General features: G+C 35.0%; 19 protein-coding genes. 5 read left to right on the top strand and 14 right to left on the bottom strand.

Features of this window, described 5'->3' with window-relative positions; genetic code table 11:
• From MHI40_RS05050 to MHI40_RS05040, 3 genes are read right to left on the bottom strand one after another with little or no spacing between them, the layout of a single operon-like run.
• Positions 1-1,008: a stage V sporulation protein AD gene (locus tag MHI40_RS05050; protein WP_340761788.1), complete on the bottom strand. Its 1,008-nt coding sequence runs from the start codon at positions 1,006-1,008 to the stop codon at positions 1-3.
• Positions 1,002-1,457 (bottom strand): stage V sporulation protein AC, encoded by a 456-nt coding sequence (gene spoVAC, locus MHI40_RS05045; protein WP_340761787.1) that lies wholly within the window; start codon positions 1,455-1,457, stop codon positions 1,002-1,004. The genes MHI40_RS05050 and spoVAC overlap by 7 nt, the downstream gene beginning before the upstream one ends.
• Positions 1,457-1,849 (bottom strand): hypothetical protein, encoded by a 393-nt coding sequence (locus MHI40_RS05040; RefSeq protein WP_340761786.1) that lies wholly within the window; start codon positions 1,847-1,849, stop codon positions 1,457-1,459. The genes spoVAC and MHI40_RS05040 overlap by 1 nt, the downstream gene beginning before the upstream one ends.
• A gap of 136 nt (positions 1,850-1,985) precedes the next feature.
• Here MHI40_RS05040 and MHI40_RS05035 point away from each other — a divergent pair, with 136 nt between their 5' ends.
• On the top strand, positions 1,986-2,501 hold the full coding sequence (locus tag MHI40_RS05035) for a CotY/CotZ family spore coat protein (RefSeq protein WP_340761785.1): 516 nt from the start codon (positions 1,986-1,988) through the stop codon (positions 2,499-2,501).
• A 127-nt stretch (positions 2,502-2,628) separates the two neighbouring features.
• Here MHI40_RS05035 and MHI40_RS05030 read toward each other — a convergent pair whose 3' ends face one another.
• From MHI40_RS05030 to MHI40_RS05005, 6 genes are all read right to left on the bottom strand, one after another.
• Positions 2,629-2,994, bottom strand: coding sequence for a hypothetical protein (locus tag MHI40_RS05030; protein WP_340761784.1), 366 nt, complete (start codon positions 2,992-2,994; stop codon positions 2,629-2,631).
• A 52-nt stretch (positions 2,995-3,046) separates the two neighbouring features.
• On the bottom strand, positions 3,047-4,432 hold the full coding sequence (gene mgtE, locus MHI40_RS05025) for a magnesium transporter (RefSeq protein ID WP_093535572.1): 1,386 nt from the start codon (positions 4,430-4,432) through the stop codon (positions 3,047-3,049).
• A gap of 343 nt (positions 4,433-4,775) precedes the next feature.
• Positions 4,776-5,687 (bottom strand): RluA family pseudouridine synthase, encoded by a 912-nt coding sequence (locus tag MHI40_RS05020; RefSeq protein ID WP_340761782.1) that lies wholly within the window; start codon positions 5,685-5,687, stop codon positions 4,776-4,778.
• Positions 5,684-6,490 (bottom strand): NAD kinase, encoded by an 807-nt coding sequence (locus tag MHI40_RS05015; protein WP_340761781.1) that lies wholly within the window; start codon positions 6,488-6,490, stop codon positions 5,684-5,686. Before MHI40_RS05015 ends, MHI40_RS05020 begins: the two co-directional genes overlap by 4 nt.
• 3 nt (positions 6,491-6,493) lie before the next feature.
• Positions 6,494-7,168 (bottom strand): GTP pyrophosphokinase, encoded by a 675-nt coding sequence (locus MHI40_RS05010; protein WP_093535578.1) that lies wholly within the window; start codon positions 7,166-7,168, stop codon positions 6,494-6,496.
• Between the two features lie 32 nt (positions 7,169-7,200).
• Entirely contained in the window at positions 7,201-7,584 is a 384-nt protein-coding gene (locus MHI40_RS05005) for a UPF0738 family protein (protein WP_340761780.1), read from the bottom strand.
• Positions 7,585-7,682: 98 nt separating this feature from the next.
• Here MHI40_RS05005 and MHI40_RS05000 point away from each other — a divergent pair, with 98 nt between their 5' ends.
• The 4 genes from MHI40_RS05000 to MHI40_RS04985 all read left to right on the top strand — a co-directional run bounded on the left by MHI40_RS05000 (position 7,683) and on the right by MHI40_RS04985 (position 10,373).
• Positions 7,683-8,258: a CYTH domain-containing protein gene (locus tag MHI40_RS05000; protein ID WP_340761779.1), complete on the top strand. Its 576-nt coding sequence runs from the start codon at positions 7,683-7,685 to the stop codon at positions 8,256-8,258.
• 5 nt (positions 8,259-8,263) lie between these two features.
• Positions 8,264-8,914: a lytic transglycosylase domain-containing protein gene (locus MHI40_RS04995; protein WP_340761778.1), complete on the top strand. Its 651-nt coding sequence runs from the start codon at positions 8,264-8,266 to the stop codon at positions 8,912-8,914.
• Between the two features lie 248 nt (positions 8,915-9,162).
• A complete protein-coding gene (locus tag MHI40_RS04990; RefSeq protein ID WP_093535583.1) occupies positions 9,163-9,561 on the top strand; it encodes a globin domain-containing protein in 399 nt (132 codons plus the stop codon).
• Positions 9,558-10,373, top strand: a complete 816-nt coding sequence (locus tag MHI40_RS04985; protein ID WP_245762631.1) for a ClpXP adapter SpxH family protein — start codon at positions 9,558-9,560, stop codon at positions 10,371-10,373. The genes MHI40_RS04990 and MHI40_RS04985 overlap by 4 nt, the downstream gene beginning before the upstream one ends.
• Before the next feature lie 487 nt (positions 10,374-10,860).
• Here the strand turns inward: MHI40_RS04985 and pepF are convergent, their stop codons facing one another.
• The 5 genes from pepF to MHI40_RS04960 form a co-directional block, all read right to left on the bottom strand.
• Entirely contained in the window at positions 10,861-12,681 is a 1,821-nt protein-coding gene (gene pepF / locus MHI40_RS04980) for an oligoendopeptidase F (RefSeq protein WP_340761777.1), read from the bottom strand.
• Between the two features lie 62 nt (positions 12,682-12,743).
• Positions 12,744-13,895: a competence protein CoiA gene (locus tag MHI40_RS04975; protein ID WP_340761776.1), complete on the bottom strand. Its 1,152-nt coding sequence runs from the start codon at positions 13,893-13,895 to the stop codon at positions 12,744-12,746.
• Positions 13,896-14,018: 123 nt separating this feature from the next.
• Complete coding sequence (gene mecA, locus MHI40_RS04970) at positions 14,019-14,687, bottom strand: adaptor protein MecA (RefSeq protein ID WP_093535589.1); 669 nt, start codon at positions 14,685-14,687, stop codon at positions 14,019-14,021.
• A gap of 225 nt (positions 14,688-14,912) precedes the next feature.
• Complete coding sequence (gene spxA / locus MHI40_RS04965) at positions 14,913-15,308, bottom strand: transcriptional regulator SpxA (protein WP_175453953.1); 396 nt, start codon at positions 15,306-15,308, stop codon at positions 14,913-14,915.
• A gap of 392 nt (positions 15,309-15,700) precedes the next feature.
• Positions 15,701-16,909 carry a putative glycoside hydrolase gene (locus tag MHI40_RS04960; protein WP_093535591.1) on the bottom strand — a complete coding sequence of 403 codons (1,209 nt, stop codon included), beginning with the start codon at positions 16,907-16,909 and terminating at the stop codon, positions 15,701-15,703.
• Positions 16,910-17,068 lie beyond the last annotated feature (159 nt).

Genomic DNA, 17,068 nt, shown 5'->3' with positions numbered 1-17,068 from the left:
TTAACCCCTCTTTTCCATACGACATTCAATAGCATGAGCAATACAAGGGATTGTTTCCCCTTGTTGAAATGTTAAAGGGGATAATAATGCCCCTGTAGCTACTAACAATACACGTTTAAAAGATCCTTTTTTTAACTGATCGTATATTTGACCGAAGAAAACAACAGCCGAACAGCCTGCTCCACTACCACCTGCATTGAAAAACTTATCATTTCCATAGAACTGAGCACCCGCATCTTGCAAGATAACACCAGTATTTTCATCTTGAAACATTTCCTTTAATATAGAAATTCCTATATTGCCTAAATCCCCTGTCATAATTACATCGAAGTCAGCCATTTTACTATTCGTATTCGTTAAATGTCGCTCGATTGTATCTCTAGCAGCAGAGGCCATTGCTGCACCCATATGTAATGGGTTTGTTTGTTGACTATCCACCACTTTGCCAATAGTTGCATGGGTGACGACTGGAGTATTTTTCAAGTCTTTTTCTAACAGAGAAAAACCTGCTCCAGTTACAGTCCATTGAGATGTTTTAGGTTTTTGAGTACCATACTCCAACGGGTACCTAAATTGACGCTCTACAGCTTGATGATGACTAGAAGCTCCCGCAAGTACAGTCCGCGCATTTCCTGACTCCAACAAAAGACAGCCAAGAATAACCGATTCCATCGAACTGGCACAAGCTGAAAAAACTCCCAAGTATGGGATAGCCAGGCTCCGTGCTGCAAAATTCGTTGGAGATAACTGATTGATAAGATCTCCTCCTATCAGAACATCTACTTTATCTACCTGAGTATGACCTTTTTTAGCAGCCCAATGACATGCACTTTCAATCATCCGAGCATGTGCCTGCTCATTTGTTTCATCCTTTTCTGTTTCTAATGAAAGAACCTCATCAAAGGAATCAGCAAAAGTACTATCCTTTTCTACTGGTCCCACCACTGTTCCCGTATTGGCTATACAAATTTTAGTTGTAAACTGAAGAGTTCCAAACGTATTTACCATGAGACAACACCTATATTCACTAATATTGTTTTAATAAGTGCAACGACAAATGCAGATAGCACACCAAATACAATAACCGATCCTGCAAGTTTGAACATATTGCCTCCAACCCCTAATACATACCCTTCTGATTTATGCTCTATTGCAGCTGAAATTACTGCATTACCAAATCCTGTAACGGGTACCGCTGATCCAGCACCTCCAATTTGTGCAATTTTTTTATATAAACCAGTTCCAGTTAAAATCATTGCGATAAATACCAACGTAGCAACCGTTGGATTTCCAGCAGTTCCCTCTGTAAAAGGGAAAAAGCGCATATAGAAAAATGTAATAAGTTGTCCTATAGTACAGATGATTCCTCCAACAATGAATGCTTTGAGTATGTTCATAAAAAATGGCACTTTGGGATTTTTTTCATCTACTATTTTTTGAAATTGTTGTTGGTCCATTAGGTCTCTTCCTTTGATAACAATTTTATTTTTTCAATCGACTTTTTCAGTTCCTTTTGTTTCAATTTCTTTTCGATGATGGTTTCTACTTCCCACATAAGTTTTTGATCACCCGTAACAAGTACTTTCTTTTCCGGAAATTGTTTTTCAATTTGTTTAGTAATTTTTTTTTCGATTTTTGCTTTATTGAAACGATCGAAGCGATTTATATTGATTGCAACTAAAATATCTTCCTCATTTATCACACTTTTATAACCATAAATCGTATCTTGTTTTTGCATGATTGGTTTTAAAGAAGAGGAATTATCTGAGGGGAAAATCACTTTTTCTTTCTCGCTAGAACAAGCGCCCAACAATAAAACCATTAGAAAAACAATTAAGCTTTTTTTCATATGATTACATGCTCCTTTTTTTGTGTTAGTATGCTCGCTGGTATTTGAAATATGCAAATTGCTTACGAGATATTTGCCCTTGTCAAGATGAACTTCCCACATACGTTAGTAAGAGATGAAGAGGAGGTGAATTTTAATGGGTTGTGGAAAATTAGGTGATGTTACCGATGTAACGCAGTCTGGAAATTGTGTTTGTGATGTTGTCCGTGCTATTAAGGACATTCAAGATCAAGCAACAGATGATTGCCCTCAATGTCCGACAAATTGTTTTCTAGAACCACTTGGAGGTCTTGTTAGCCCTGCTAGTAGACGTCAAGCAGACACACGAGTATTTATGTTATTAACGAAAGATGGAGATCCTTTTAAAGCGTTCTTCCGTGATAATGATAGATTTGATTGTGATTGTATTTCAGTTTACTTCCGTGTAGAAGATATCTTTGATGGTTGCTGTGCAACATTAAGAGTTTTAGAGCCACTTGACAGAGAACGTAACGAAGTTGATTTATTAAACGATTGTGGTACAAAAATCGACTTAAGAAAACTTTGTAAAGTTAGAAATTTCAGATCAACTGGCAGTTGTATTACTGTAGATTTGAATTGTTTCTGTGCAATTGAATGTATCGCCGATGTATTTTTAGATGTATGTGACTGATCGTTTCATCTGTAGTGTCTATTCCGTTCGGGGGAACCCGAGCGGTTTTTTAGTGATTTTTTTTGAAACACCTGTCAATGATTTCTTTAAACACAAAAAAGCTATCCTACAATAGGATAGCCTAAGTTCACTTCAATATACTTCCACGCCACATAATCTTTTCGATCTCTTCTAATGGAACCGTCATCAATTCTTCTTTTCCAACTAGTAAAGTAACTTGACTTTCTTCAACCCGCTCTACTTCACCTGGCACAGTTACTCCACCTTTTAGATGAAATATTAACGGTTGATATACTTTACGTTGAAATGGTTTTGCTAAAAATTTTAATTTATCTATAATTGCTAGTGTCTTCGTCGAATAACTTTTCTGTATTTCATAAATCGATGTACTTTCATCTAGTAATTCGTATGGAATTACAGCTCGTTCATTTGGTGGCAGATGAAAAACTGGTGGGCCTTTTATAAAGAGCAAAGGATCATTAAATGAGTTCATTAGCACATCCTTTTTCCTTTACTTTATGCAATTTTAAAAAATATGATACAAACTACAATGATGAAATAAATAAAGTGGCCAATCCAAGGTAAATTAAAATACTCACGACATCATTTACTGTTGTGATAAATGGTCCCGATGCGACTGCGGGATCTATTTTCATTCGATGCATCAATAAAGGAATAAAAGAACCTCCCAAAGTAGCAACAAAAATCGAACCAAAGATCGATGAACCAACCAAAATACCAATTAGCAAATCATGTTTCCAAAAAAATACTACTCCGACCACAAGCAAACCACAAATGAGACCGGTAATCAGTCCAGTGCCAGCTTCCCTAAAAAGTAATTTCGTCTTACTTTCTTCTTCTATATCTCCTGTTGCAATACCACGAACTGCAACGGCTAGAGCTTGAGTCCCACTATTACCAGCCATACCAGCGATTAGGGGAATGAATACAGCAAGAAGTGCAACTTTATCTAGTGTCTGTTCAAAAATACTCATTAGATTAGCAGTGAGCATTCCTAGGAATAACAAAATAATAAGCCAAGGCAGTCTTTTTCTAGCAGCTTGTAATGGTCCTTTATCAAAGGTGTCCATATTGGATACACCAGCAAGTTTCGAGTAATCATCTGATGCTTCTTCGTCTAATACATCTAAAATATCATCGACCGTTACAATTCCCAGTAAATGATTTTTAAAATCTACTACTGGAACAGCGAGGAAATCATAGTCTTTGATCATTCTTGCTACTTCTTCTTGGTCAACACTTACTAAAACACTTACTACGCGATCATTCATAATATCCTTTATCAATGTATCTTCATCTGCAATGATTAAATCACGCAGTGAAATAACACCGGATAGTTTATGATCATCGTCCACCACAAATAAATAATAAATGGTTTCTGCTTCAGGTGCAGCGCTACGCAAAATAGTCATTGCTGAGCGACATGTTGAATTTTCTGGAATGACTACATATTCTGTTGTCATGATGGAACCAGCTGTATATTCCTCATAATGCAAGAGGTCCTTAATTTCTTTTGCAGATTCCTTATCCATAATGTTTAAATAACTAGCAACCTTATCTTTACCTAACTCATTTAGAACATCTACTGCATTATCTGTAAACATAAAGGAAAGCATATCTGCAGCATATGTAATATCCATTTCCTGCATAAACAAATCATATTGCTCGCCATCAAATTTTGTTGCTTCAAATAGTTCAGCTATTTCTTTAGGAGAAAGGTAATGATAAATTTTCATACGTACATCTGGCTCCACCTTTTCAAAAAATATGGACTGATCATACGGATGTAGTTGCATAAATTCTTCTCTAAACTCTTCCATTGATTCATTCAATAGAAATTCAATTAAGATAGATTCCTCTAAGGGCTCTTGGGTGATTTCATCTTTCACACTTTCTCCTCCTCTCTGCATTTTGCTTATTTATTGTATGAAGTAAGCACTAAATAAGCAATGTTAATATTCCCTAGGAAATAATTTAATAAAAAATTTAGGTTATCTTTTAACTAAATCAACAATATGAAACACATAAAATAACTTAATATTATAACCTATAATTCGTATTTGTTTAATGACCTTCGCTGATTGGAGCGTAAGGCTGCGATTCCCATGTTAAAACCGCCCTGTGGACGAAGTGACAGGGAATGAAGTGTCCGTCTGGATTAGAAACCGATGAGGTTGGTTTGGCTACCATTAACTTTTTATAAATACGAACTCAATTACTAAAAATATGAAATCCCACCATTCTTCCTGTCACTTAGGAATAATTAGTGGGAATCAGCGCTTTCATATCTTCTGGAAATGGAGCAACTAAGTGCATACGCTCTTTTGTAAATGGGTGTATCAATTTTAGTTCTTTCGCATGAAGTGCCTGCCTACTTATGATTTGGAGTTCACCACCATATAGATCATCTCCGATTAATGGATGACCAATAGACATCATATGTACTCGAATCTGATGTGTACGACCAGTATGTAAATATAATCGTACATGCGTAAGTTTTTTTCCGTCGATTTCAAAACGAGATAATACGTGAACAGTGGTTTTAGCCTGTTTACCATTGTCATCGATAATACGTTCAATAATACTACCATTTTTTCTACCAATAGGAGCATCAATAACTAATTCATCTTGTTCAATATGACCGTGAACGAAAGCCTCATAAGCACGTGAAATTTGGCCTAATTGTTGCATTTCACTTAATAAATGATGTGCGTGACGATGCTTAGCCACACAAATGATACCAGAAGTATCCTTATCAAGCCTAGTTACAATATGTACTGTAGAAGACAGTCCACTTTTCTCCAAATATCCAGCTATATAATTGGCCATTGTTCCGATGGGATGTTCGCGAGATGGAATTGTGCTTATGCCGGCAACTTTTGTAAGAATGAGAAGATGGTCATCCTCCATCAAAATTGGAAAGTCGACTTGCTGAGGTATTAATCCCAAACTCTTTTTCTCAGGTGGAAATGTAATTTTGACCGAATCCCCTATATCTAACTTATGGCGTACGGTCTTCTCCACTCCATTAACCGTAATTTGCCCACCTTCGTATTTAATACTAGTCAATGCTTTTTTCGAAATACCGTATTGCCGAATTGCATCCCGAAGTAATTGTTGCGACTCATTTACTCGAAATTCTAAATGGATTAAATCTTCTTTCATATTTCTAAATCACTATCGATAAAGGAAGAATGTACTCTATGCCAAAAAGGAAATGATCTAAACCGAGCGAAACGAACTTTTTCATCTGCTACTCGATACTTAATAGATTGAACATCTTTGTGTAATAACTGAAGATGGTCTACAGTAACCATGAAATCCGGTCCTTTCACAGGCTTTAGTAAACAAGAGTGATGTTTCGGTAAGACCAGTGATGAACCAACTGTTCGGAAGACCCTGTTATTAATAGATGCAATTTCCGCAAGTTGAATAGCTTCTAACGAAGGATGCACAATGGCCCCTCCAAGTGCTTTGTTATATGCCGTACTCCCGGATGGAGTAGACATACATAAACCATCTCCTCTGAATCGCTCAAAATGATCTCCGTTCAGTTCCACATCCATTACTAATGTAACATCAGGTGATTTTACAGTAGACTCATTTAATGCTAAATAGACCGAACTGTCTTCCCCATGTTTATAATTGATCGTTACTTCAAGTAAAGGATATTCTATTACTTCAAATTCTTTTTTCGCAATGCTAATAACAAGTTTTTCAATCTCTTCTGGTTTCCAGTCCGCATAAAATCCTAGATGCCCTGTATGAAGTCCGACAAAAGCTACAGAAGGGGTTAAATGTTTATATTTATGAAATGCATGTAATAATGTGCCGTCCCCACCAATGGATAAGACGATATCCGGATTTTCTTCATCAATAACGAGTCCAAAATCTACTAGATACGTTTTGGCACTTTCCATTAATTCATTCGATAAATCATCATTTCGGGACAATATAAAAAATTTCATAATTCATGTTCCCTCTCTTTCATTTTTGGATTCCAGGAGATTTGGATGAGAAAGTTCCTTATTTTCACTAAAGTATTTTTGTGCTTCTTGAATTTCTCCACGGATTAAAGACATTTCTTCATCTAACCGAAATGCTGCTTCTGCCGCATATTGAAGTCTTTTTTTAATTTCTTCTGGAAAGATTCCTTTATATTTGTAATTCAATGAATGCTCGATAGATGCCCAAAAATTCATCGCTAATGTACGTATTTGAATTTCAGCGAGAATATTTATCTCCCCGTGAATTGTTTGAACTGGATATTCAATAATCATATGATAGGATCTATACCCACTTTGTTTCTTGTGGGAAATATAATCGCGCTCTTCTACTATTCTTATGTCATTTCTAGCGCGCAACAGAACTACGACAGTTTCTATATCATCTACAAATTGACACATCATCCGTAAACCAGCAATATCTGGTATTTCTTGCGCTAACGTATCAGAAGGCTCAAATAAGATTCCTTTTTCAAGTGATTTATCATATATACTTGCCAACGGTTTGACACGACCAGTTACAAATTCGATAGGTGAATTTGTATTATCTCTTTCAAACTGCGCGCGCATTCCTTTTAGTTTTACTTTTAACTCTGACACAGCTTGCTTGTACGGCTCCAAAAAGCGATCCCATTGCCCCATAAGCTTGTCCTCCACTTCCAATGACCTTAGTTCTATGGTTGTAAAATTTCACTAAATGCTTCTTCCACTGCTCTGGAGAAATCTGCACCGTAATTGTCATTACCTTCTATATTAAAAATTAGCATGTTCAGTTCCTCTTTAAAGCCCTGTAAGATCATTTCTTTGTCACCTATTTGCAACGATGGATCTTTTACAGCTTTTAAGGTGTTTACAAGTAATGGCCAAACTTCTTGGCCAAACTTTAAGTAATGATATCCTATTTCATCTTCTAAGAGATAAATAAAAGCCATAGAGTCTGAATCAGTAATCATTTGACCCGCTGCTTTTAGTTGAGGATTATTAGGTAATACTTCTAGCGTAAAGCGTATATCATTTTCTAATTGAACACCACTAAGCACATTATAAGTAATAGGCAAAATAAATCGTTCCTTTCTGTCTATGCTTCCACTATTTTAACATATTGAATCTCTTTGAAAAGCGCATATAATAGAAATAATAGGAAAGGTCGTGTAATATGCAATCCGAAAAAGAAATAGAGTTTAAAAATTTATTAACAAAACAAGAATTTGAATGCTTTGTATCCTTTTTTCAAATAGATCAAAAGGACTTTCACACCCAAACAAATTATTACTTTGATACACAAAATAACTTTTTCAAGGACAATCGGATGGGCTTTCGCTTGCGCGTATTAACAAATAAAAATGAACTTACTCTTAAACGACCGATAGAAGAACATGTGATGGAAGAAAATACAGTAGAAGTGTCTGATTTTGAAAGGGATGCTATTATTAAACAATCCGCTTTCCCTTCTATTCCCTTTCTACAGCAATTTAATCTTGCCACTCCTTTACTCTGTATCGGAAGCTTACAAACAAATCGTGTCGAAATGTCCTATAAAAACGGGACTCTTTTTTTAGATCACTCCATTTATAGTCAAACAGAGGATTATGAGGTAGAATATGAGAGTAGTGATGTAAAATATGGAAAAAAAGTGTTTCTTGAATTGTTGGAAGCACATAATATTCCATTTCGACACACTGATAAGAAAATTGCTCGCCTAGTAAAATATAACAATATGTTGAAAGGTTGATCCCTTTGGATATTCAATCCTTAAAAGTTTTAATGGAAATAAATGCAATGCAAACTTTAGGTAGTGTGCAAAGCTCTCAAAATGACTCTTCCAATCCTTCCTTATTTTCTGATATGTTAGGACAAGTTTTACAAGCTAGTACAGGGAGTCAGACAAATGAAGATATTTCTTCATTATTATATAGTGGAAAATCCCCTGTATTTGTTCCATCTAGTGTAAACTCTGCACAGAGTGGTCTAGCGAATTTAATCTCTTCTTATTCACCCCCTACTACAAATGGGACAGACTATGATGAAATTATTAAACGAGCTGCAGAAAAGTACAATGTTCCAGAAAAACTGATTTCTTCTATTATTAAACAAGAGTCTAACTTTAACCCCTCTGCTACTAGTTCTGCTGGTGCTTCCGGATTGATGCAATTAATGCCAGGTACGGCTAAGTATTTAGGCGTTACTAATTCATTAGATCCTGAACAAAATATAATGGGTGGGGCAAAATATATAAGTCAAATGCTTACTAAATTTGATGGCAATATTGAAACAGCGCTTGCTGCATACAATGCAGGACCAGGAGCAGTAAAAAAATACGATGGTATTCCACCATATAAAGAAACACAAAATTACGTACAAAAAGTGATGAATAACTTCCATGCATAACCGAAACATTAACAACCTATTAATATTAGTAGGTTGTTTTTTTATGCCATTCCCTTTGGTAAGGGAAGAAGATAAAATAATATATTTGTCCTATCAAAAGGGATTAAAAGGCTTATTTTCATTAGATTTTTCGTTAGTTGTCTATACTAAAATTCGACTACCGTTTACTATGAGATAATCTAATTGTTTGAGATATTTAGGTTTCGTTGATAGAATGAATATAGTGCTAGAGCAAAGGGGTAAAGAAAATGACACAACAGCCTATACTTCCTTACGATGAAATCGGAGCAGAAAAATTACATCTGCTCGTGGATACGTTTTACGGCAATGTAGCAAAGCATCCACTGCTTATACCGATTTTCCCTAATGATTTATCGGAAACAGCAAGAAAACAAAAACAATTTTTAACTCAATATTTAGGTGGACCTAATTTATATACAGAAGAACACGGACATCCGATGATGAAAATGCGACATAATCCATTCCCGATCACTCCTGAAAGAGCACAAGCATGGCTTTCCTGTATGAGAGATGCGATGGATACAGTAGGATTAGAAGGGAAGTCTCGGGATACATTTTATCGCCGCTTAGAACTTACAGCCAACCACATGGTCAATCAAACGAGTCATGAGGAGGAGAAAACGTGACAAGAATACAAATTCCGTCTGATACGTGCACATCCCCAGTAGTAAACAAGCCGCTTGAAATGTATGTGTTTTTGGACCCACTTTGTCCAACTTGTTGGGATATGCAACCTACCCTACGGAAATTGCAAGTAGAGTATGGCCAGTACTTTACTGTACGCACTGTATTAAGTACTAAATTGAATAAGTTAAATACAGTTTGTAACTTTCCCAATGCCGATTTGAGTAATGATCCATTCAGTATTTCTAAAATAGAACATTCAGTTTTCCCTTCAATTGCTGTAAAAGCAGCTGAATTCCAAGGGAAAAAAGCTGCTTTACGGTTTTTCATAAAAATACAAGAATATTTGTTTTTGAAGACTAAAAATGTTACATCCTTTTCTGTTTTACAGGAAATAGCAGAAGAAGTTAAACTCGATGTTGATGAATTTACACGAGACTTTATTTCCAATGAATGTGCTAGGTCCTTCCAAAGCGACTTATCCATTACTTGTGAAATGGAAGTCGACTCTTTTCCAAGTATTGTATTCTTTAATGAAAATATCGAAGATGAAGGCTTAAAAGTTTCCGGAAATTATCCTTACGAGATATATGTACAAATTCTACAAGAAATGTTAAATAAAGAGCCTGAAATACAAGACCCTCCGTTGCTTGAAAAGCTTTTTGATCGATTCCATTCTTTAACTACAAGTGAGATTGCAAGCTATTATAATATTTCTAATCAATTAGCAGAACGTGAGCTTAAAAAACTTCTATTATTGCAAAAGGTTGAAAGACTACTCTTACCAAATACCGTATTATGGCGGTTAAAATAAATAAACAACGGCCTATCTTTTATAAGATAGGCCGTTGTTTATTGTCATAAATACAGAAAACACCCTTTCCTCCTACCGAGGAAAGGGTGTTTTCATTTACAAAGGGGATGGGAGAAATGTTCACGTTCAAACAAAGGGGTGTATGTTATCTTGTGATTTATTTCACACTCTTACTTTACCACGCCATATTATATAATACAATATATTAGCTTATCTTTTCACAAATTCGTCATACATCATAGGACGTCTTACCTCTATCCCTAACATATTATCAGCGCACTACTGAGAACGATAAAGCTGACACTATATTAAAACCTATTTTCCGTTGGTGAATTACACTGGACGGCTCATCCGTATGATTGCCGAGTTTCTTTTTAGATGTTTCATCGCATTTTACATCACTACGACCAGCATCTCTTTTTCAGGTAATTTGGTGCTTACGGTATATTTCCACAAAAAAAGCTTGGCATTAAGCCAAGCCTTGTTGTTATTCTCCTAAAAGTAGTTGTTCTAATTCATTTAATTTTTCTTCAAATACGCGACACGCTTCTTCAATAGGAGCAGCAGTGTTCATGTCTACGCCAGCTTTTTTCAATACTTCGATTGGATAATCTGAACATCCTGCTTTTAGGAACTCGTTAATATAACGGTCTACAGCCGGCTTACCTTCCGTCAAAATTTGGTTACTTAAAGCAGTTGCAGCGCTTAAACCAGTCGCATATTGGTATACATAGTAATTGTAATAGAAATGAGGAATTCTAGCCCATTCCAATCCTATTTGTTCGTCAATTACAATATCATCCCCAAAGTACTTTTGATTTAACTTATAATATTCTTCTGTCAGTTTATCTGCTGTTAAAGCTTCACCATCTTGATCCAATTGATGAATAATATGTTCAAACTCCGCAAACATAGTTTGACGGAAAACAGTTCCACGGAACCCTTCTAACCAGTGATTTAATAAGTAAATACGTTTCTTTGGATCATCAATCGTTTTTAGTAGATAATCATTCAATAATGCTTCGTTACATGTAGAAGCTACCTCTGCCACGAATATAGAATAATCTCCGTAAACATAAGGCTGATTAGCTCTAGTATAATAACTATGAATACTATGGCCAAATTCATGTGTAAGCGTAAAAAGGTTGTTAACGTTGTTTTGCCAGTTCATCAGTATATATGGGTTTGTACCATATGTTCCTGAAGAATAAGCGCCAGAACGTTTACCTTTCGTTTCTACTACATCAACCCAACGATTTTCAAGTCCTTGCTTGACAATAGACACGTATTCTCCACCTAAAGGTTCAAAGCTTTTAAGCATCGCATCACTTGCCTCTTCGTATGTGTACTCCATATCCAATTCTTTCACTAATGGGGTGTATAAGTCCCACATATGCACTTCCTCTAAGCCTAATACTTTTTTTCTTAGAGCTACATATCGATGAAGTAAATGAACATTTTTATTGACTGTATTGACTAAGTTGTCATATACACTCTCAGGAATATGATTGTTAGACATAGCAGCTTCACGTGCCGATTTATAGTTACGAATTTTAGCGTTAACATTGTCTCCTTTAATATTCCCTGTAAGCGTTGAAGCAAATGTGTTTCGGAATTTTCCATACGTATCATACATCGCCTTAAAAGCATCTTCACGTACACGCGGATCTTCACTTTCTAAGAAACGTGAGTATCTGCCATGGGTTAGTTGGACATCATTGCCATCTTCATCTTTGATAAATGGAAATTCTAAATCTGCATTATTTAGTTTACCAAAGGTATCAGCTGATGCACCTGCAACTTCCGAAAACTGTGCCAATAATGCTTCCTGTTCTTTTGGAAGTACATGAGGACGCTCTTTATTAATCTCTTCAAGTAATTGTTTATAAACTTGTAAATCCTTGTTTTTAGCTAAATAACTAGCAATTACAGTCTCATCAACGGAAAGAATTTCTGGCACTAAAAACGATAGCACAGTAGACACTTTCACATACAATGATTTTATACGGCTATCCATCGCCTGATATGTGCTATTTGCAGTATCTTGGTCCGTTCTCATATGTGCGAATGTATATAGTTTACGCAATCTTGAAGTAATTTCATCACGGTAAGTCAACACTTCTAACAGAGCGTCAGCACCATTGCTGATTGTTCCCTGATAAGAAGATGCCTTCTCTGACAATTTCGCTACCTCTAGATATTCTTTTTCCCATTCATCATTTGAAGCAAAAATATCTTCTAATTTCCAAGTTAAATTTTCTGCTACTTCGTCACGAGTCAATATTTTATTTTTTGTATCTGTAGTCAAACTAAACTCCCCCTCTTACTGTTTCGAATTTCGAATCATCTTCTATTTTCTCAATATTCAAATCAATTTGCAAGGAATTCACTGTATAACAATCGTTTCATTAAATAATAATTCATTTTACTATTATATATTGCATCTTCAGTAGAAATTAGACAGCGTTGAAGCGTATTAAGATAGTTTTTTACTGCTTTTATATGTTCTGTGGAAGGTTGGGATGATATCTTTCTATCTAATAGAAAAGTTTCACAATTTTGATAGTCTGCTTGTGGAATGGATAGACCTAGTTGATGTAAATAATCTATAAACTGAATTTGCCATTCAATCGCATGGGTAGGAAAAACAACAGCTAGTTTAGTTGGAATACCTATAAAAAAAGGTACTTTCTTGGGATGCATTCTCCATCTATAGCATATTTGGAGGAACAAGGATTGGACTCCTTTTCTATTAAAAAAGTATAGATTGTCTAAATGCTTGGAGCGTTGGTGCTTGTATAAGCATAAGTATTTTTGAAACTCTTCCCATGAATTCTTTTTTAGTATGGCAAAGGGCCAGGACTGCTCTTCCAAGGATAGCTTCTTAACTTTAACAATATAATTATTAGCCTTTACATGCATTGGATTTGAAATATAATGAAAATACTTTGTTCGAGGGCAATAGGTGAGTATTGCTTTTCCATTTGGGGTCGTATAAAAGAACTGTTGCCGGAAGGAGGATAGCTTCATAGTGCCTATTTCATGGATTGGAAAGTCGGAACTTCTCGGTGTCCGCAAGATCCATAGAGGAATAATTTGCTTAGTTATATAGCCATTTGTACGCTCCTGAATTGTGGTAACGGGGATTTGACTACACTGGAATTCTATTGCAAATTTGGATACATTGCTTTGAACATATAGGTCAGGTCTTTGATGAAGAAAAGGTAGGTAAGCTTCTAATTCTACGGATGATGAATGTTTCTGCAAAAACTCATATAAATCCAATTTACCATTTAAATGGTCCTCGCTTTCTCCTTCTGAAAAAGCCTGATTGCAGGAAATATTCCGAGTATGAGCAAAATGTGGGATTTTTATTGGTCCATTTTTCAAAATAACTTGTTCGCTACATTGAGCGCAGGAGAAGGTATTGCTCGTTTTTAAAATATCTAAAAAGGTTCGAGGATGTTGTGCAGGTATGATTATTTCTCCATCTCTTGTTACAGCTGATAATATTGGTATCACCTCCAAATACCAATATACAAATTTTCAGAAAATAATGCTACTACTTTAAACAAAAGTATTAGCGCATATCCAGAAAGATTTTATAAAGAAGCAATCAAAAAAACCTTCTATAAATAGAAGGTTTTAAAAATGTTTATTTAATTCGTCTAGAACTCCACTGGAAATTATTTCTTTCCCATACTCTTGAATTATATGAATGGTTGTCTTTGAATTATTTGCAAACTCTGAAACAACACTTAATGTATTAAGTACCAATTCAAATTCGGTTTCATCAAAATCAAAAACGATATGCAAATAATACTTCTCTTCATAAAAATACAAAGAAGTCTGTAAATCTGCCTCATCTAATTTTTTTGCTAGACCAATTACATCCTCAAAGCTTTCAAAAACAAATGTATAATCCGTTGGAATTTCATCTAATTCATCCATATAACTTGAAAAATCATCAAACTCATGTGGACCGATAGAACTTGATACCCCATTTTTAAATATTTTACTAGATATATCATCAGCATCTGAATTATTCCCTAAACGCTCATCTTGTTTTGTTAATTCCGTTCTTGTAACAATCACTTCCAAACCTTTTTCCATCGCATGAACTTGAATCCATAAAGGACCATCTAATTCTTCAAAATGATCATCATCATGAACCTCATCCATCATTTCCCAAAAAAGCTGCTCGCTCTTATCCTTATTGAACCAGATTTCATCTCGGCTGAAGCCTCTTTCTTCAATGTCGATGTATGAAATGTATACTTTGAAAGTGTTATCATTGATACGCTCGATATCCATTTAACACATCTCCTTTCGCTTCTTACCGTCTCAAATGTGTAGTGTCTATTACTATTGTATGTCGTTTATAAAAAAAAGAAAAGGATTCCTGCTTAACTTTTAAAATTATTAATCAAACTACATGGATTGTAGAAAAATTTAGCCTTGAATGCAAGTGGAAGAAAAAAAGAAAAGCCAATTATTTTTCAAAAAAGTACTTTGAAAAACAATTAGCTTAATATTACACTAGTTAACTAGACGTTGTGCTTCAAGTAATTGATAAGCACGTACTTTTCTAGGTAAGAATCTACGAATTTCATCTTCATTGTAACCAACTTGTAGACGCTTTTCATCTAAAATAATTGGTCGACGTAGCAAGCCAGGATGTTCTTGAATTAGTTCGTAAAGACGTTGTAACGGGAGACTTTCTAAATCAACATTCAGCTTTTGAAATATTTTAGATCGTGTTGATATAATTTCATCTGTTCCGTCTTCTGTCATACGAAGGATTTCTTTTATTTCACTTATACTAAGTGGTTCTGAAAAAATATTACGTTCTTTATATGCAATCTCATGCTCTTCTAACCACGCTTTTGCTTTTCTACAAGAAGTACAACTTGGTGAAGTGAATAAAGTTACCATCATTTTAAAAAACACGTCCCTTCAAATGTCTGTGTTATATAAAGTAGATTATAATTAATTTAATGTAGTTATATACTTTCTTTAGTATACACCACTTTTAATTTTTTTAAAATACGTTTTAATGAAAAATTTAACTAGGAAAAATTACTGTCACAATTTCGTGTTACTTATTAGGTAATCCTTATATAGAATGAATCATTTTTAGTTATATACTAATTATTACCCACCATTTCAAGAACTTAAACATCTCCAACATAAAATACTATTTTCTCAATTAGTGATACTTAATGAAAATAACTGTTATACTTAATAGTACGTTTTAAATGCAAAAAGGTTTCAAAAAAGAAAAAAGTAGAATGATAATATCATTCTACTTTCTTGTTATTCTATGCCTAAGGAGTATAATCTACGCCTTTAGTATACTTATTGCCTGCATTCCATAATAAATATTCTTTAATCCCAGCTTCGCTTAATGCCTTAATCTGGGCCTCTACTTCCTCTTTACCATATTGTTGATAATTCCCCGCCCCTAAATACGAAGCAGTAAAATCTTGTAGCCAAGGACGTGAGACAGGCGGGTTTTCCAGCTCTGCCAGTTTAGCATTTTCAACCTTCGCATATTCTTGTACTAATCTATATGGCTCTAAATCTGGTTTTGCAATTCCAAAGTAAGAGGTCCAATGACTTGGGTAAATCATGGAAGAAATTACGTCCACATTTTCAGATATTTTACTAAAATTTTGACCGATTCCCGGTGCCTCTGGTAATGTAGCTGAATATCCAAAAATATCAACCGATAGTTGAGCACCATATGGTTTAAGCTTTTCTTTTGCATAAGCTACAAAATCTGTAACTGCCGAAACCCTACGTTGAACAAAATCTAGGTCTGACTTTTCATATTCACCCATTGAGTATTTTAACGTGTTTTCTCTCTTCTCAAAACCTTCTGGAAAACGAACATAGTCAAATTGAATTTCCTTAAAGCCCATTTTAGCTGCCTCAATTGCTATTTCCACATTATAATCCCATACCTCTTTCATAAAAGGATTAACAAATGCTTCCCCACGTCCATTTTTCCAGACTGATGTACCATCTACAAATGACCATTCAGGCTTTCTCTCCGCAAGCTCTGTATCTTTAAAGATAACGATACGCGCTATCGGGTAAATTTTCTTTTCTTCCATGGTTTTCAACATTTTTTGCGGATCTTTTATGTATGGTTTCCCAATATCGTATTTTGCTAATGCTGAATCTTCTTTGGGGATGTATGTAAGGTTTCCAAAATCATCTTTAATATCAACAACCATTGCGTTTAAATCTGTTGTGTCCATTAAATTCACTAGATCATTAAAACGTTCTCCACCTGCAGAATGCCCTGTTACATAAACACCTCTTACCGCATCTGGATATTCAAATGTTAAACCCGAATCATAGGTGAATAATTTAGATGAAGATACAAGAGTTTCGTCTATTGCTTGAAAGCTAAATTCTTTAGTAGAAAATTCTTTTGAAAATAAATTTGTTTCCGCACTAACCGCACCAGGTATAAATACAGTCATTGCTATCGATGCAGAAGCTATTACTCTTAGATACTTTTTCATATTTTAAAAATCCCTCTCCTATAAGTCACTCTATTCTAACAAGTTCAAACTATGAAAGAAAGTGCCATTAGACCAAAAATAAATAGAGTGCGAGAATTTCATATTTACCTTACATGTATACCCATTAAAATACGATTAAATCAATTTATGATATAAAAG

Source organism: Psychrobacillus sp. FSL H8-0510, assembly GCF_038008345.1.
Taxonomy (GTDB): domain Bacteria; phylum Bacillota; class Bacilli; order Bacillales_A; family Planococcaceae; genus Psychrobacillus; species Psychrobacillus psychrotolerans.
Note: the sequence above shows the minus strand (reverse complement) of the source record. Positions and strands in the feature narration are given on the sequence as shown.

Excerpts from the sequence above, each read along its gene's own strand:
- MHI40_RS05015 (WP_340761781.1), bottom strand. The coding sequence starts at position 6,490 with ATGAAATTTTTTATATTGTCCCGAAATGATGATTTATCGAATGAATTA.
- MHI40_RS05010 (WP_093535578.1), bottom strand. The coding sequence starts at position 7,168 with ATGGGGCAATGGGATCGCTTTTTGGAGCCGTACAAGCAAGCTGTGTCA.
- spxA (WP_175453953.1), bottom strand. The coding sequence starts at position 15,308 with ATGGTAACTTTATTCACTTCACCAAGTTGTACTTCTTGTAGAAAAGCA.
- MHI40_RS04990 (WP_093535583.1), top strand. The coding sequence starts at position 9,163 with ATGACACAACAGCCTATACTTCCTTACGATGAAATCGGAGCAGAAAAA.
- MHI40_RS04960 (WP_093535591.1), bottom strand. The coding sequence starts at position 16,909 with ATGAAAAAGTATCTAAGAGTAATAGCTTCTGCATCGATAGCAATGACT.
- spoVAC (WP_340761787.1), bottom strand. The coding sequence starts at position 1,457 with ATGGACCAACAACAATTTCAAAAAATAGTAGATGAAAAAAATCCCAAA.
- MHI40_RS05030 (WP_340761784.1), bottom strand. The coding sequence starts at position 2,994 with ATGAACTCATTTAATGATCCTTTGCTCTTTATAAAAGGCCCACCAGTT.
- mecA (WP_093535589.1), bottom strand. The coding sequence starts at position 14,687 with ATGGATATCGAGCGTATCAATGATAACACTTTCAAAGTATACATTTCA.
- MHI40_RS05050 (WP_340761788.1), bottom strand. The coding sequence starts at position 1,008 with ATGGTAAATACGTTTGGAACTCTTCAGTTTACAACTAAAATTTGTATA.
- MHI40_RS05040 (WP_340761786.1), bottom strand. The coding sequence starts at position 1,849 with ATGAAAAAAAGCTTAATTGTTTTTCTAATGGTTTTATTGTTGGGCGCT.
- MHI40_RS05035 (WP_340761785.1), top strand. The coding sequence starts at position 1,986 with ATGGGTTGTGGAAAATTAGGTGATGTTACCGATGTAACGCAGTCTGGA.
- MHI40_RS05020 (WP_340761782.1), bottom strand. The coding sequence starts at position 5,687 with ATGAAAGAAGATTTAATCCATTTAGAATTTCGAGTAAATGAGTCGCAA.
- mgtE (WP_093535572.1), bottom strand. The coding sequence starts at position 4,432 with ATGCAGAGAGGAGGAGAAAGTGTGAAAGATGAAATCACCCAAGAGCCC.
- MHI40_RS05000 (WP_340761779.1), top strand. The coding sequence starts at position 7,683 with ATGCAATCCGAAAAAGAAATAGAGTTTAAAAATTTATTAACAAAACAA.